The organism is Anaerolentibacter hominis, from assembly GCF_032380675.1.
GTDB lineage: Bacteria > Bacillota > Clostridia > Lachnospirales > Lachnospiraceae > Anaerolentibacter > Anaerolentibacter hominis.
This window is the reverse complement of record NZ_JAWDIX010000004.1, coordinates 156,459-171,720: the sequence shown is the minus strand read 5'-3', so window position 1 is coordinate 171,720 and position 15,262 is coordinate 156,459. Positions and strand designations below refer to the sequence as shown.

The window sequence follows — 15,262 nt, the reverse complement described above, 5'->3', positions numbered from 1 at the left end:
TTAAGAATCCATTTTAAAGTTAAATTTCAACAGAAACACAGGAAATTCTATCATTTATTACAAAACGAACATTCGCTTTGGTCGATTTTATTCGCCCTGTTTCGACTTTATTTTTTGTGGATAATGTGGACAACTCCGTGCATAACTCATTTTCGCTATAAAATCAGTCTTTGAAAATGTGGATAACTTTTCATCCTTTAAACTAAGAATGGTTACCAATTCTACTTTTTATGTCGATTTTGTGTAAAATATACAAGCAAATTTTTGTCAACTGTTTTTGCCAATTTTACTAAAGATTAACACCTTCTTAAATATTCTGAAAAATGTTATCATTTCTTATTACAGCTTTATCTTTACCCTTTGAAGCCAAAAAGGATGTACAGCACACCGTGCCGTACATCCTTAACTATTCTATATTACTCTTCTTGCCCATGCAGGGGTTCTGTAGTACATATTGGAAATCTTAATACCGCTTCGCGGAGAACTTGCATGTACTACCTGTCCGCCTCCGATATAGATTGCCACATGATTGATCCTTCCATTGCTGGAGTAGAATACCAGATCTCCAGGCGCCAGGCTGTTCAGGCTGACACTGCTGCCCGACTGCGACTGAGAACCAGATGTTCTCGGAAGGCCAATTCCAAAATTACTGAATACAGACTGTACAAAACCGGAGCAGTCCGCGCCATTTGTAAGGCTTGTCCCGCCGTACACATAAGCATTCCCGACAAACTTCTGGGCAAAAGCTGCTATCTTCGCACCAAGCGCTGATCCATTGCTGGAGGTATTGCCGGAGTTAGAAGCTGGTTTCGTCGGTGTAGTATCGCTGCTGCCAGAATTATTCTTAGCTGAATTTCCGCTGGAAGATGGCTTCTTGGAGGAAGTGGATGTTGTCTTCTGGCTGGACTGCTGTTTCTGTCTGGCCTCTTCTTCTTTCCTCTTCTTTTCTTCTTCCTGCTGTTTTCTGAGGGCCTCTTCCGCTTCCTTTTCCTGCTGAAGCTTCTTCTGCTCCTCCTCAATTGAAATTGCTTCCTCAAATTCTACGTCAATATCCACATATTCTTTGGAAACATATCCTTCGGTCGTTTCGTCAACTTTGATCTTAACCCAATCTTTATATTCCTTTACAACCTCATACTCTTCATCCAGAGGGATCAGGGTAAGTATCGTGGAGTCTGTACTCTTCTTCTCCCTTACCTTCAATGTTGTAGTATTGACGGTTGCAATCTTCGTACCATATTTATCTACCAGCTCTTCGGCATCGAAACCAATCGCCAGGTACTCAGAATTAATGTAACCCGTTACAGAACCGGATTTAATCTTAACCCATTCGTCCTTCCACTCCAGTATTTCAGCCGCACAGCCCTTATACAGTTTTCCTAAAATCTTAGAATCTGTATCCGGTTTTTTACGGATGTTAACGTAACTGGATGCTGTGGAGATACCGATATTCTCATATTCAGAAACCGGTTCCTTGGCCGGCTCTTCTTCCGGAGCATCTGCCTCCGGCTCTTCCGGTGCAGGTTCGCCGGCTGCTGGTTCATCCCCCGCCTGCTTTGCCGCGGGATCTGCTCCGTCCGTGGTGCCGGAATCCGGCTCAGTTCCTTCATCAACTGGTTCTATATTATCATTCAGGGACAGACCCGCTACGGAAACACCGCTTACGCTTCTTGGTCCGGAAGCCGCCGCGGAGATTCCCATCTCCTGTAAAATGTCTGTCGTGTGTGTGTCATTCTCAGCGAACCTCTCCAGGGATACGGATAACCCGGCAAGAGAAGTTTCCCCACATAGAGTTGCAGAAGATACGGAAGGTGCACATACCGCTCCCACCAGGACAGCAGAAACCGCCACATGCAGGAAAGTCTTCGTCATTTTGGTATTCATAGAACGCCTCCATCTATGTAAATGTTACAAATGTATTAACGATTACTTCATAAGTATAACAACTTATCCACTCTATGTCAATAGGAGAAAAATATACCAGAAATAATAAAACCGCCGATTTTCCTTGTAAATCAGCGGTTTTAAAGGATTTTTCCTATTCTAATTCATTCAAAAAATGTTCTACAGCTGTAATTGCATTTGCTCCATCCGCAGCAGCGGTTACAATCTGCTTTAACGGCTTCGTACGGATATCTCCCGCCACAAAAATGCCTTTTGTACTGGTTTCACAGCTTTCATCCGCGATAATATACCCGGATTGATCTGTTTTCACCCACTCCTTATACAAATCGGAACTGGGGGCTGTTCCCACCGCAATAAAGACTCCGGCTGCCGCAAGCTCTCTCTGTTCACCGGTTTTTATGTTTTTCACAACTAAGCCCGTAACTGCTTCGTCGCCCGTTATCTCCTCCACGACCGTATCCCAGAGAATTTCCACATTCTCCTGCTTCACGAGCTTGGAGCTGAGGCTCTTCGCAGCGCGGAATTCATCTCTCCGGTGAATCACATAGACCTTCTCGCATAATCTGGACAGAAATATGGCATCCTCCACCGCTACATCTCCGCCGCCGACCACAGCCGTCGTTTTACCTTTAAAGAAAGCGCCGTCACAGGTTGCACAGTAGGACACACCCTTGCCGGACAGTTCCTCTTCGCCCTTGACTCCCAGTTTCCGGTTCTTTGCCCCTGTGGCAATGATAACCGCTTTGCTCTCATAGACTTCTCCATTGTTCAGAACGATCTTCTTCGTTCCATCCTTCTCTACGGAAAAACTGGAGACATCACCCTCCACAAACTTTGTTCCCAGCTTATCGCAGTGTTCCCGGAACTTCATTGCCAGGTCGAAACCTCCGATTCCGGGAATTCCAGGATAATTATCCACTTCATACGTATTGATAATCTGACCGCCGCTGAAAGGATTTTTTTCCACTATGACCGTATTTATCTCAGCTCTGGCCGCATAGATTCCCGCGGTCAGTCCGGCCGGTCCGGACCCTACAATAATCAAATCATATAACATAATTTCCTCCATTCCGAAACGCAAACGCATCTTTTTATAAGTATAGCCCTATCTGGGAGAGAATAATCCAAACCGTACAGATGATGATACCCAGGGCCAGCGGCGCAGAGATCAGCTTCTTATCTTCCTGCTCCTTCACACGGCGTAGGGCATTAGAATTCTCTCTATTATAATAAGAAGCAAACATATCATCCCCGTTTGCAGTACCATACTGCGTCAGGCCATCTGCCTCCCAGGTCGTCGCCGGTTCCTGCTGCGGGTGGAATATAGAGTCAAGCTGTGCGCTTCTCCCCGCATTCCTCGCGATTACTTTCAGCACCTTCACCGCCAGGAAGCCGCATACCAGCGCAACCACTCCATAGTAGCCAATCAGCGGGAGCATATCTTCCGTCCCATAAGCAGCATCTGCCGCAGAAGTATCCATCCCCATCTCATTTATAAAACTACTAAGCTTCACCAGCAAAATGCTCAGCATAACAGATGAACCATTAATAAGAAAATGGGCAATCATCGAAGAAAAGAGGGAGCCTGTTGCTTCAATTAATATGCAGAAAACAAATCCCAGCAGGAAGGCATAAGAAAACTGGTTCAGATTCAGATGCAGCAGTCCAAACACCAGACCGCTCATCAGCGCTCCCTTTAAAATCCCCGCATGGCGGTATCCTCCATTATAAAGGACCCCTCTGAAAATAACTTCCTCCACGATAGCCGGAATCAGTGCAATCACAAGCACACTGATAATTGCGGAATTACCTCCTACAATATCTGTAACCGTCCCGCCGATCACATTTTTTGTAAACAGCAGGGAAACCATATTTACAAACGTCATGATGGGCGAAATTAATATGGTAAATCCAATGATCAGCATAATATTGGAAAAACTGATCTTGTTCAGACGCATCACCTGCTTCACAGGGAGGTTCTGTTTTGCCAAATAAATACAGGAAGGAAGCAGTAAAACTGCCTGGTTAACCGACAGCAGCACCGCCTCATTTGTCACATGAAGGTATTTCTCCACTGCCCGTATAACAAAACTGGCCCCAAAAGAGGCCAGTACGGTAAACAAATAGACGAAATTTACCTGTTTGATTCTGCTCATTCCATCACCGCAACCGCTTCAATCTCAATTAATACGTCCTTGGGCAGTCTGGCTACCTCCACGCAGGATCTGGAAGGATAGTTATCCGTAAAATATTTGGCATATACCTCATTGATCTTGGCAAAATCATTCATGTCTTTAATAAATACTGTGGTCTTAACAACATTCTCCAGTTTAGAGCCTGCTTCTTCAATCAAAATCTTCAAATTGCTGAGAGCCTGCTCTGCCTGAACCGTTACCCCTCCCTCAGGGATCTGGCCGTTTGCCGGATCTACCGGGATCATACCTGATGTATAAAGCATCCCGTTTACGATAGTTGCCTGTGAATAAGGTCCAATTGCAGCTGGTGCCTTTGGTGTACTTACAATTTTTTTCATATTTTCCTCCTATGTCTATAGCAATAAACAAAACAGTCCCATGCCATGAAATACAATTTGTAAATATTATATACCATTCCTTCCCATCTGAAAAGGGGTAAGTGTTTCTTCGGACGCCTCCCGCAGGCAGCTTGCTGCGTCAGGCTGAAATCCCTTGTAGTTTTTCCCCAAAACAGGTATACTGCTAATAGAAAAATCAGGAAAAAGGATTGAGTAGAAATGTATAGTATAAATTGTCGTGTACGTTATAGTGAGATTGATGAAAATAAACGCCTGGATCTGGGATCTGTTATTAATTATTTTCAGGACTGTTCCACCTTTCAGTCCGAGGATCTGGGGATTGGCTTGAACTGGCTGTCCTCCAGACATCTGGCCTGGCTGTTAAGTTCCTGGCAGATCGTCGTAAACCGTTTCCCCGGATTGGGAGAAGAGATCACTGTTTCCACCTGGGCCAACGATTTTAAAAGTCTGTATGGGACCAGAAACTTTATGCTGAAGGACAAGGATGGCAATGTATGTGCCTATGCGAATTCCTACTGGATTTACATGGATATGGAGAAACTGCGGCCGGTTCGTATCCCAGCCGAGATTGAGGCGCTTTATCAGCCGGAACCCCGTCTGGATATGGACTATGCCTCCAGAAAAATCACCCTGCCGGATACAGAGCCTGTGATTCAGTCTTCTTTCCCGGTTTCCCATGCCAATATTGATACGAATCATCATGTAAACAACGGGCAGTATATTAAAATGGCGGAAGGTTATCTTCCAAAAGACTTTTCTCTGCGCCAGATGCGGGCAGAATATAAAATGAGTGCGGTGCTGAATGATATTATCGTACCCTATACTTATGAAACTGACAAAGCGTTTTATGTATCGCTGGCCAATGAACAGGGCAAACCTTTTACTGTAGTGGAATTTACACGAAACGGAAATGGAGAATAAAATGTTTGAATTAGGAATCACACAGACACTGGCTGTAGATAAGTTTACTCCCCAGGGAGCCTACTTAAAAGAATCCGAAACCGCTTCGGAGGAACGGGTTCTGCTGCCGGCAAAGCAACTGCCGCAGGACTGTAAGGCAGGAGATCTGATCTCCGTCTTTCTTTATAAAGATTCTGAGGACAGGCTGATTGCCACCACAGCGGTCCCCCCTCTGGAACTTGGACAGACCGCGCTGCTGAAGGTTACGGATGTGACTAAGATCGGGGCTTTTCTGGACTGGGGTCTGGCAAAGGATCTGTTTCTGCCTTTTAAAGAACAATCCTACCGGGTATCGGCAGGCGATGAGGTGCTGGTAAGCCTCTATATTGATAAAAGCAGCCGGCTCTGCGCCACAATGAATGTATATGAGGCGCTCAGAACCGATGCTCCCTATCAGACCGGCGATCAGGTTACGGGGCTGGTCTACGCAGTGATCGACGCATTCGGCGCCTATGTTGCGGTGGACAATCGCTATTCCGCCCTGATCCCGAAGAAAGAATTATTCACCAGGCTGATACCGGGCACAAAGATTCAGGCCAGAGTCACAAAGGTGCTGGAGGACGGCCGTTTGAACTTAAGTCTCCGGGAGAAGGCCTACCTTCAGCTGGATACCGATGCAGAGCTGGTCTATCAAAAACTGGTTGAGGCCGGCGGCTCCCTTCCATTTCACGATAAATCGGATGCCGGAGAAATCAAAGACTATTTCCACCTGAGCAAAAATGCCTTCAAGCGTGCGCTCGGTCATCTGATGAAAGAGGGACGGATTCTCCTGGATGATACCCACTTTGAATGTAAAAAATAACAGGAAAAGCAGCTGTCAGAATGGCAGCTGCTTTTTTGCACCGCCCGCAGCGCGGTCAGATCTCTATATTATTCTGTTACGGACTTCTCCAGCAGAGCCCGCAGCGCCCGCTCAAATCTTCGGTCATCCTCTTCGGTCCGTTTCGCCGGTCCTCTGCCCCGATTTTTTCCGCTTCGTCTGGCCTTGCCCGAGAGATGACGTTCCAGCAGCAGCTGGTCTATCGTCCCATCTGTGTATATCATACCATTCTGATGAACCGCAGAGCATTTCTTGCCAAGGGCCATTGCCGCAAGCCCATAGTCCTGTGTAATCACAATATCACCCGCCGCGGCGTTTTGAAGCAGAGCAAAATCAACGGAGTCTCTCCCCCGCTCCACTGTGATCACCTCGCCATAGTCGGTCTGAATTTCATGGCTGGTATCACAGAATATTACAATCTTGATACTTTTTTCTTTGGCCGCTCTCACCGCAATCCGCACCACCGGGCATCCATCCGCATCCACCAGTATTCTCATAGGCTGACTTACCTACAGTTCCGGTCCGCCGATCATGTCGGCAGGAGCCAGATACTTCATAACCGTCTTTTTCGCAAGCTCCGGTTCATCCGTGATCAGACCGTCCACACCCAGCTCCAGCATCCTCATCATGGCTTCCTCATTATTTACCTCCCACACATTGATGGGCACTTCATGCTTTCTGCAGTTCTTTATAACCCGCTCCACCATATAGGTACTCTCCGGATGAAGATAATCCACTCCGCAGGCTTTTACATATTCCCCCACATTCACCAGCGGTTTCTTACACAGAATTCCCATCGGCACCTCCGGCAGCAGTTTCTTGAGCCGGGACAGGGAGACGTGATTAAAGGAAGAGAAGATAACCTTTTTCGTCAATCCAAACCGTTTCACCATACCGGCAGCCAGTTCCTCCAGGCCGCCATAGTAGGTTTTGTTATTTTTTAATTCTATATTGGTATAAATATTTTTATCTTTCGCCCACATCAGATATTCGCTCAGTGTGGGAATACCCGCATAATCCACACCGGTAAAGTTTGCCGCTGCGTTCAAATCTTTCAGCTCTGCCAGAGTGTGGGTGTTAATGGTACCTGTTCCGTCTGTTGTCCGGTCCAGGGATTCGTCATGAATGATAACCAGTTCTCCGTCCTTGGTCACATGGACGTCCAGCTCGATCCCGTCCGCTCCGGCCTCCAGTGCCTTTTCGAACGCAAGCATCGTGTTCTCCGGATATTTTGCCGAATACCCTCTGTGTGCCATAACTGTGATTGCTCTTTTCTTTGCCATAACCATTCCCTCTCCATCATATTCCGCTGCCGATACATAAACTGACATAATAGACATGAGCAACTCCGGCCTGCCGGAGTACTCTGGTACAGGCTTCGATTGTACTGCCTGTCGTATAGATATCATCCACCAGTATCACCCGTTTCAGATCCTTAAATCTCTTTTGTTTATCTCCATCCACAGCAAAAGCCTGCAGCAGGTTCCTCAGCCTTTCCCTGTCATTAAGCCCCTTCTGGGGTTCTGTCTTCTTCTGCCTGTACAGATAGTCACTGACCACAGGAATATCTAATCGCTTCCCCAGGGCGTCGGCCAGTAATCCGGCCTGATTATATCCGCGGCTCTTAAGTCTGGACGTATGAACCGGCACCGGAATAAAGGCCTGTGCGCCGGTCTTTCGAAGCTGCGGTCCAAACTGTCTTACCAGCTCATCGGCAAAGAACTCCGCAAATTCCTGCTTCCCCCTGTATTTGAATGCAGCGATTGCCTCTCTCGCAGTACAGTCATAGCGCCAAAGTGCAAATCCCCGCTCATAAGAGTGTCCTTTTCTCAGACAGTCATAGCAGTATTCCTGCTCCTGTCTTTCCAGCGGCTTGCCGCATTTGCAACAGCTGGGTTCGCCTACGGGAATAAGCCGTCCCTGACATTCCGTATGTATCCTGCCCTCCATAACCGGAACAATTTCACCGCATACCGGGCAGATTCTCGGATAGATCCAATTTATTATACTTAAATTCCGAAGCCTGTCAACCAAAGAAATCTTTATGGAATCCCCCGGAATCCGTAATACTTCATTATTTTGTCTTATATTGAACGTCTGCACCTCCCTGTTAAGGCTGTTTAAACAGCGGCACCGGATAAATCCCTTCCTGTGAAAGCCGCAGGAACTCCTGCGCCACATAGTCTTTATCCTCACGATACGTTACGCCAAACCACTGATCCTTCGACCGGAGTACCTCTACTCTGGCAGTTCCGGCTTTAATTAATTTATCAATCAAAGTCGGGAGCAGATATTCAGACTTCATAGCCCTGCCCTCCGGACCCATCAGGAATATCTTGAATTCCCGATCCAGCTCATCGAAAAAATCAGGGGTAAAGCCCCACATATTCATGGATACAGGCTGGTTAAGGGGCAGCGTGATCCGGGATACGCCTCCGTCCCTCGTTCCCGTCACCTGGCCGTTTTCCTCTTTTAATTCAAATGTCTCCACCACGTCGATAAGTTCATTCTGATCATTTACTTCACAGACACCTCTTGTCACAGTACCATTTTCGCTCAGAGTATTCCCCAGTTCAAATCCCACCATGCAGAAATTATATTTTTTATCTCCGGGTTCTGCGCGCATCAGAAACTCATGCGCCGTCTCAAATGCTTCCCTCCCGTAATAATCATCAGCATTGATAACCAGAAACGGGGTATTAACCGCCCCCCGGCAGCTAAGTACCGCCTGACCGGTTCCCCAGGGTTTCGTTCTCCCATCCGGGCACCGGTATCCTGCCGGCAGATCGTCAAGCTCCTGGAATACATACTCCACATCTGCGTACTGGGAAAGTCTGTCCCCTACAATTTCCCTGAAGTCTTTTTCCAGGTCTTTTCTTATTATAAATACCACTTTATCAAAACCGGCGCGGACAGCATCATATACCGAATAGTCCATAATGATTTCTCCGCCCGGTCCCACCGGCGTCAACTGCTTGATACCGCCGAAACGGCTTCCCAATCCCGCTGCCATAATCACTAATGTTGTCTTCATCATCCTGTTTTCCTTTCCTGCTAAAAGTTTTCCTTTTTCAGTTCCCGAATTCTAACATCCAGCCCGGAATAGCGGCTCTGGTCTCCTGCGTTGTGAATCATATCCAGCACTTTCTGCCGGCTTCCCACAATCGTCACACATTTCTTTGCCCGGGTCACCGCTGTATACAGCAGATTCCTGTAAAACAGCATGCGCGGACCGGTCAGGATAGGAATCACCACCGCGGGATACTCGCTGCCCTGCGCCTTGTGTATGGTGATAGCGTAGGCCAGCTCCAGTTCGTCTGCGCCGGCATAAGGATAATCTACCAGCTTTCCATCATCAAATTCTACCGTGATGCTTTCAGCAAATGTATTGATCTCCTTTACAATTCCCATATCTCCGTTGAAAATACCGGTTCCGGTGTCCACCGGTATGCCGAATGTACTTCTGACTTCCCATTCCAGCTGATAATTATTCTTGGTCTGCATTACCTTATCCCCCTCCCGGAGAATCATTTCCCCGAACAGGGCTTCCTTTTTATCCGTTGACGGAGGATTCAGGTAGTACTGCAGTACTTTATTTAAGGATTCTACGCCCAGTTCTCCCTTACGCATAGGGGTGAGAACCTGAATATCCTTCTGGTTCGCATCCACATATTTGGGCATCTTTTTCGTCACCAGCGTCACAATCACACCCAGTATATTGCGCACATTATCTCTTTGCAGCAGGAAGAAATCCCTGCTTTGATTATCCAGAGAAATCTCTTCCCCCCGATTAATCTTATGCGCATTGACGATAATATCACTCTGTGCAGACTGGCGGAATATTTTATTCAGCTTAACCACCGGAAATGCCTCAGAAGAAATAATATCCCCCAGCACACTGCCCGGCCCCACAGAGGGCAGCTGATTCACATCACCCACCAGGATCAGCCGGGTTCCCACGCTCACGGCCCGCAGCATGGAATGCATCAGGACAATATCTACCATGGACATCTCATCTACAATAATAACGTCGGCCTCCAGTGGATTTTCTTCATTTCTCTCGAAATGAAGTTTGCTTTCTTCCTCCATCACCGCGCCATTCAGTTCCAGAAGGCGGTGTATGGTCTGGGCTTCACAGCCGGTGGTTTCCGACATACGCTTAGCCGCTCTTCCGGTAGGAGCCGCCAGTAAAATATCCATTCCCTCCCGTTCAAAGAACCGGATGAGAGTATTGATCAAAGTTGTCTTTCCTGTACCCGGGCCGCCGGTTACTACCAAAAGGCCGTTTCTTACCGCCTCTCTCACGGCCTCACGCTGCATTTCATCCAGCACCAGACTGGCCGCATCCTCCACCTGTTTCAGCCGCCGCTCAATCTGATTATCTGTTACCTCATAGTGAATACTTAAATCCAGCAGCATTCTGGCCACATTTAATTCCATATAATAAAAATGACTGGAATAAATTATTTTCTTTCCATCTAGTTCCTTTATTACAATACGCCGGTCAACCGCCATATCCATGATCTGCTTTTCGATCGGTTCCCCAGTCAGCCCCAGCATAAGAGCCGTCTTGCCGACCAGCTCTTCCTCCGGCAGATACACATTGCCGTTGGAATTTTCCTGAGTGAGAGTATACAGAAGCCCTGCCTGGATGCGAAAGGCGGCATCCTGGCCAATCCCCACCCTTGCGGCAATTTCATCGGCGATCTTAAAGCCCACGCCAGTGATATCCTCCGCAAGCCGATAGGGATTTTCCCGAATCACCTCATACATTTTCTCTTTGTATTTCTCATATATCTTCACCGCAAGCCGGTTGGATATCCCGTACTCCTGCAAAAACAGCATGGCGTTGCGCATCTCCCGCTTTTCTTCAAACTGCAGGCCGATCTCTCTGGCCATACGCTCGCTGATGCCCTTGACTTCTGCAAGTCTCTCCGGCTCCTCTTCTATCACACGGAATGTATCATCCTTGAATTTTCTGATAATCCGTGAGGAGAGCGCCGCCCCGATTCCCTTAATCGCACCGGAGCCCAGATAACGCTCCATTGCCGCCATATCCTCCGGCTCCTTGATCTGGTGCTGTTCCACCTTGATCTGTTCCCCATACAGAGGATGCAGGGAAGTGGTTCCCTCTACTTCCAGATAAGTTCCTTCCTCCATCACTGGAAAAACGCCTACACAGGTAATCTCATCTTCCTCTGTGGAAAGACTGAGCACCGTATAGCCGTTCTCGCTGTTCCGATATACTATTTTTTCTACGTACCCTTCCCATTTATCTGCCATAACCGCTCCCGTACCGTATAAAATTCAAGTACGCCTCGGCGTACTTGCTGCAATCCGCCGGAGGCTTTATCTTGGAAGGAGACTGGGCTCCCACCATGACGAATTTATTATTTACTCATCACCTATTGAGGTGGCAGTCTTATCTACTTCCATGATAAAACGGTAAAACGAAAATTACCTGATCAAACAACGAAGAATGAACAATCTGGACATTACCCCAAATTATCCATTCTTCCGGTATTCGCATCTTTATAGGTCAGTCTTTTCTTCCGCCCAGAAATTCCACAAATTTGCCTGTGCCGATCGCTACGGCAGTCATCGGATCTTCTGCAGTCATTGTAGTAATTCCCGTCTTTTCCTCAATCAGACTGTCCAGGCCGTACAGGAGAGCTCCGCCGCCGGTCAGAACAATCCCTCTGTCCGCAATATCCGCAGCCAGTTCAGGCGGTGTTTTTTCCAGTACTGCGTGAACCGCTTCCACAATCTGCGAGGTAGTTTCCTTTAACGCTTCCAGCGTCTCATCCGATGTAACCGTTACCGTCTTGGGAAGTCCTGTTACCAGGTTACGCCCGCGGACGTCAATCGTGCCGACTTCCGGTCTCGCATAAGCACTGCCTATCTTGATTTTAATCTCTTCCGCGGTTCTCTCGCCGATTAAAAGACTGTGTTTCTTCCGCATATAGCGTACGATCGCCTCGTCAAAATCATCTCCTGCGACCTTAACGGAAGTGCTGACAACCGTCCCTCCCAGAGAGATTACGGCAATATCAGAAGTACCGCCTCCGATGTCTACGATCATATTGCCGCAGGGTCTGGAAATATCAATACCCGCTCCGATCGCCGCAGCAATGGGCTCCTCTATAATAGCAACCTCTCTGGCGCCTGCCTGATAAGTCGCATCCTCAACTGCTTTTTTCTCTACCTCAGTTACTCCGCTGGGGACACAAACAGCAACTCGGGGTTTCCGGAATGTTTTCTTTCCAACAGCCTTCTGTATAAAATATTTCAACATCTTCTCTGTAACGGTGTAATCGGAAATAACGCCCTGTCTCAGCGGACGGACTGCCACAATATTGCCCGGAGTCCTGCCCAGCATCAGCCTGGCCTCTTCTCCTATTTCCTTAATTTTATTCGTATCTCTGTCAATTGCAACGACAGAGGGCTCTTTTAAAATTACACCTTTGCCCCTTACATACACCAGGATGTTGGCTGTCCCCAAATCAATTCCAATATCACTACCTGACATAGTAGTTTCTCCTTTCCTTCTGTTCATGTCTGCCCTATACTCTCCTTCAATATATCTTTATCGGTATCACAGTACTTTATCCGGCAGTTTTCCAATATACCGGCATATTTCAGACAAAGTCCGCCATTTTGAGCTATCCAGTCCATTGATTATATTATAGTTTGGGAAAAATTTCAAGGTATTTCCCCGGTAAAATACCGCCTTGTGCCTTCTGCATACAAAGGGTACATCCGGCGAAGCATCTTTATGATATAGGGAATGCCGTTTCCTATATCAGGACGAATATTTAAAACTCGGCCTTCTCAACCTCTTCAAAGGTGGGAATCGAACTTGCCGCCCCTTCCCTGGTAACTGCGATTGCGGAGGCCTTACAGCTTCTTCTCAGAGCGGTAGGCACATCCTCACCCTTTAAGACGGCTCCCAGAAAATAACCGGTAAAGGTATCGCCTGCCGCGGTGGTATCCACTGCCTTAACGAGGAAACTGCTCTGTTCATAATATCCGTCTTTATCCTTATAAACCACGCCGTCCTTGCCCAGTGTTAACACAATGCGTGCCGCCGGGTACATCGCCAGAACTGCATCCAGAATTTCCGCCGGCTCTGTTTTGCCGGTTATCTGTCCGCCTTCGATCTCATTCATAAGGAAATAGGTCACCTTAGACAGATCACAGGCCTCCATAGCACTGTTATAGGGCGAAGGATTTAAGGCAATCACAAGTCCTTTTTCATAGGCCCTGTCAATAATGTAATCCATCAGGTTCACCTCATTCTGCAGAAGAATCAGGTCTCCCTCCTCAAACCGTCCAATCACCTGGTCAATATAGTCTTTGGTCAGGCTTGTATTGCTGCCGCCGAACAGTATAATACAGTTCTGCCCGTTTTTATCCACCTGAATAACAGAATGTCCCTGCCGAACCGCTGCCGTCTGAATCAGGCTGGTATCCACGCCATTTTCCGTAAATACGCTTAACAGCGGACCGCCGTCCTCGCCCATAATGCAGGCATGATAAACCTCCGCTCCGGCCCTGGCCAGTGAAATCGACTGGTTCAGTCCCTTGCCGCCAGGAAATACTTCCACCTGCAGGGAGGAAAGTGTCTCCCCCGGCTGTACCATATGGTCAACAGAATATACATTATCAAAGTTGACAGATCCCAGATTTAAAATTTTCATTATGCATTGACTCCCTTCTTATTATTTCAGTAAATCCACATCATATTCCAAAAGTTTCCGATATATTTTTGAAACCGGAAGCCCTACCACATTGTAATAGTCCCCCTCTATCTCGTCCACGAATATGCCGAAACGGCCCTGAATGGCATACGCCCCTGCCTTATCCATAGGCTCCCCTGTTTCCACATACGCTCTGATCTGACTCTCACTCACCGGCCCGACCTTCACCCTGGATGCCTCATAGAAGCTTATAATCTGTTCCTCGCCTGCTCTTCGCAGTACGACGGCAACTCCGGTGTAGACCTGGTGTTCCCTTCCCTGCAGACTTTCTAACATCCTGACTGCATCTTCCTGATCCACCGGTTTTCCAAGTATTTTTCCGTCCAGAGCCACGACCGTATCGGCTCCCAGCACAATCACATCCCCGGATGTTTTCTCTGCAATATCTTCCGCCTTCTGCAAAGCCAGCCGTCTCACTGCCTCGCAGGGCTCTTTTTCTGTTATTACTTCCTCCCGCGTGCTGGGCATTATCTCAAATGCAATCCCCATCCGCTCCAAGATCTCTCTTCTTCTGGGGGAAGCTGACGCCAGTATAATCCGTCTCATAGTAATCTCCATTTGCTCAGGTCTCTTTCAGATCCTTTCTCCAGCTTCTTCGAAGCAGCTCCGGCCTGCGTTCCAGATGTGCATAGTCGTTCAGCCGTTCCAGATAAAATACCTGATTCTCTTCATTGTAGCGCAGTTCTGTAATTCCAGTATTCTCCATATTCCTGCAGAATAACAGCTTGCGGTCTTCGTCTCCGAAAAAAATCCCGGCCAATACCGCCCGGATAGCACCGCCATGGGTAGCCACAGCTACATTTTGAAAGCCGCTTCGGGCGATCTCCAGCAGCACCGGATAGAAACGGTCAAATACATCCTGTCCGCTTTCGCCTCCCGGATAGGGGACATCCCGGAACAGTTCTCTCTCTTCCAGAAAGCCGCCGTACTTCTCCTGCTGTTCTTCGATCGTCAGCCCTTCCATATCGCCGCAGTAGTATTCTCTTATATCATGACGAATTTCAAAAGGAAGGTTCCTGCCGTAAACGGCCTCCAGTTCTCCTTTTATCAGCTCGGCAGTCTCCACGGCCCGCAGCATATCGCTTGTATAAATGCAGTCGATATCGTAAGCGGCCAGCCTTCTCCCAGCCAGTTTGGCCTGCTCCCTTCCCTCAGCGGAAAGAGAAACATCCACATTGCATAATGTCGATGACTGTCTGCCATGCCGCACCAGATATATGTTCATATCTTTGATCCTTTCTCCATCATTGTACGGGCAGTTCG

General features: G+C 47.7%; 15 protein-coding genes. 2 read left to right on the top strand and 13 right to left on the bottom strand.

What is annotated here, in order from left to right:
- Positions 1-411: 411 nt before the first annotated feature.
- The 4 genes from ABCW47_RS13175 to ABCW47_RS13160 form a co-directional block, all read right to left on the bottom strand.
- The gene (locus ABCW47_RS13175; RefSeq protein WP_343210401.1) at positions 412-1,884 is read right to left on the bottom strand and encodes a C40 family peptidase; all 1,473 of its coding nucleotides are present in this window, start codon (positions 1,882-1,884) and stop codon (positions 412-414) included.
- Between the two features lie 154 nt (positions 1,885-2,038).
- On the bottom strand, positions 2,039-2,962 hold the full coding sequence (gene trxB / locus ABCW47_RS13170) for a thioredoxin-disulfide reductase (protein ID WP_425516087.1): 924 nt from the start codon (positions 2,960-2,962) through the stop codon (positions 2,039-2,041).
- Positions 2,963-2,996: 34 nt separating this feature from the next.
- Positions 2,997-4,061: a CPBP family intramembrane glutamic endopeptidase gene (locus ABCW47_RS13165; RefSeq protein WP_343210399.1), complete on the bottom strand. Its 1,065-nt coding sequence runs from the start codon at positions 4,059-4,061 to the stop codon at positions 2,997-2,999.
- Positions 4,058-4,438 (bottom strand): RidA family protein, encoded by a 381-nt coding sequence (locus ABCW47_RS13160; RefSeq protein ID WP_343210398.1) that lies wholly within the window; start codon positions 4,436-4,438, stop codon positions 4,058-4,060. Before ABCW47_RS13160 ends, ABCW47_RS13165 begins: the two co-directional genes overlap by 4 nt.
- A gap of 219 nt (positions 4,439-4,657) precedes the next feature.
- Here ABCW47_RS13160 and ABCW47_RS13155 point away from each other — a divergent pair, with 219 nt between their 5' ends.
- Complete coding sequence (locus ABCW47_RS13155; protein ID WP_343210397.1) at positions 4,658-5,380, top strand: acyl-[acyl-carrier-protein] thioesterase; 723 nt, start codon at positions 4,658-4,660, stop codon at positions 5,378-5,380.
- Between the two features lies 1 nt (position 5,381).
- On the top strand, positions 5,382-6,221 hold the full coding sequence (locus ABCW47_RS13150) for a CvfB family protein (RefSeq protein WP_343210396.1): 840 nt from the start codon (positions 5,382-5,384) through the stop codon (positions 6,219-6,221).
- Positions 6,222-6,289: 68 nt separating this feature from the next.
- On the opposite strand, the gene ABCW47_RS13145 is transcribed toward ABCW47_RS13150, so the two are convergent.
- The 9 genes from ABCW47_RS13145 to ABCW47_RS13105 form a co-directional block, all read right to left on the bottom strand.
- Positions 6,290-6,736: a YaiI/YqxD family protein gene (locus ABCW47_RS13145; protein WP_343210395.1), complete on the bottom strand. Its 447-nt coding sequence runs from the start codon at positions 6,734-6,736 to the stop codon at positions 6,290-6,292.
- A 12-nt stretch (positions 6,737-6,748) separates the two neighbouring features.
- On the bottom strand, positions 6,749-7,522 hold the full coding sequence (locus tag ABCW47_RS13140) for a glycerophosphodiester phosphodiesterase (RefSeq protein WP_343210394.1): 774 nt from the start codon (positions 7,520-7,522) through the stop codon (positions 6,749-6,751).
- A gap of 16 nt (positions 7,523-7,538) precedes the next feature.
- A complete protein-coding gene (locus ABCW47_RS13135) occupies positions 7,539-8,273 on the bottom strand; it encodes a ComF family protein (protein ID WP_343210393.1) in 735 nt (244 codons plus the stop codon).
- 76 nt (positions 8,274-8,349) lie between these two features.
- Positions 8,350-9,276, bottom strand: coding sequence for a nucleotidyltransferase family protein (locus tag ABCW47_RS13130; RefSeq protein ID WP_343210392.1), 927 nt, complete (start codon positions 9,274-9,276; stop codon positions 8,350-8,352).
- 17 nt (positions 9,277-9,293) lie between these two features.
- A complete protein-coding gene (recD2, locus tag ABCW47_RS13125) occupies positions 9,294-11,522 on the bottom strand; it encodes an SF1B family DNA helicase RecD2 (RefSeq protein ID WP_343210391.1) in 2,229 nt (742 codons plus the stop codon).
- 256 nt (positions 11,523-11,778) lie between these two features.
- The gene (mreB, locus tag ABCW47_RS13120) at positions 11,779-12,768 is read right to left on the bottom strand and encodes a rod shape-determining protein (RefSeq protein ID WP_343210390.1); all 990 of its coding nucleotides are present in this window, start codon (positions 12,766-12,768) and stop codon (positions 11,779-11,781) included.
- A 286-nt stretch (positions 12,769-13,054) separates the two neighbouring features.
- Complete coding sequence (locus ABCW47_RS13115) at positions 13,055-13,939, bottom strand: ribokinase (protein WP_343210389.1); 885 nt, start codon at positions 13,937-13,939, stop codon at positions 13,055-13,057.
- 21 nt (positions 13,940-13,960) lie between these two features.
- Positions 13,961-14,545, bottom strand: coding sequence for a Maf family protein (locus tag ABCW47_RS13110; protein ID WP_343210388.1), 585 nt, complete (start codon positions 14,543-14,545; stop codon positions 13,961-13,963).
- 16 nt (positions 14,546-14,561) lie between these two features.
- Positions 14,562-15,224: a histidine phosphatase family protein gene (locus tag ABCW47_RS13105; RefSeq protein WP_343210387.1), complete on the bottom strand. Its 663-nt coding sequence runs from the start codon at positions 15,222-15,224 to the stop codon at positions 14,562-14,564.
- Positions 15,225-15,262 lie beyond the last annotated feature (38 nt).

Coding starts and splice junctions, on each gene's coding strand:
- recD2 (WP_343210391.1), bottom strand. CDS start 11,522: ATGGCAGATAAATGGGAAGGGTACGTAGAAAAAATAGTATATCGGAAC.
- ABCW47_RS13165 (WP_343210399.1), bottom strand. CDS start 4,061: ATGAGCAGAATCAAACAGGTAAATTTCGTCTATTTGTTTACCGTACTG.
- ABCW47_RS13155 (WP_343210397.1), top strand. CDS start 4,658: ATGTATAGTATAAATTGTCGTGTACGTTATAGTGAGATTGATGAAAAT.
- ABCW47_RS13140 (WP_343210394.1), bottom strand. CDS start 7,522: ATGGCAAAGAAAAGAGCAATCACAGTTATGGCACACAGAGGGTATTCG.
- ABCW47_RS13150 (WP_343210396.1), top strand. CDS start 5,382: ATGTTTGAATTAGGAATCACACAGACACTGGCTGTAGATAAGTTTACT.
- ABCW47_RS13115 (WP_343210389.1), bottom strand. CDS start 13,939: ATGAAAATTTTAAATCTGGGATCTGTCAACTTTGATAATGTATATTCT.
- ABCW47_RS13175 (WP_343210401.1), bottom strand. CDS start 1,884: ATGAATACCAAAATGACGAAGACTTTCCTGCATGTGGCGGTTTCTGCT.
- trxB (WP_425516087.1), bottom strand. CDS start 2,962: ATGTTATATGATTTGATTATTGTAGGGTCCGGACCGGCCGGACTGACC.
- ABCW47_RS13160 (WP_343210398.1), bottom strand. CDS start 4,438: ATGAAAAAAATTGTAAGTACACCAAAGGCACCAGCTGCAATTGGACCT.
- mreB (WP_343210390.1), bottom strand. CDS start 12,768: ATGTCAGGTAGTGATATTGGAATTGATTTGGGGACAGCCAACATCCTG.
- ABCW47_RS13105 (WP_343210387.1), bottom strand. CDS start 15,224: ATGAACATATATCTGGTGCGGCATGGCAGACAGTCATCGACATTATGC.
- ABCW47_RS13110 (WP_343210388.1), bottom strand. CDS start 14,545: ATGAGACGGATTATACTGGCGTCAGCTTCCCCCAGAAGAAGAGAGATC.
- ABCW47_RS13145 (WP_343210395.1), bottom strand. CDS start 6,736: ATGAGAATACTGGTGGATGCGGATGGATGCCCGGTGGTGCGGATTGCG.
- ABCW47_RS13130 (WP_343210392.1), bottom strand. CDS start 9,276: ATGATGAAGACAACATTAGTGATTATGGCAGCGGGATTGGGAAGCCGT.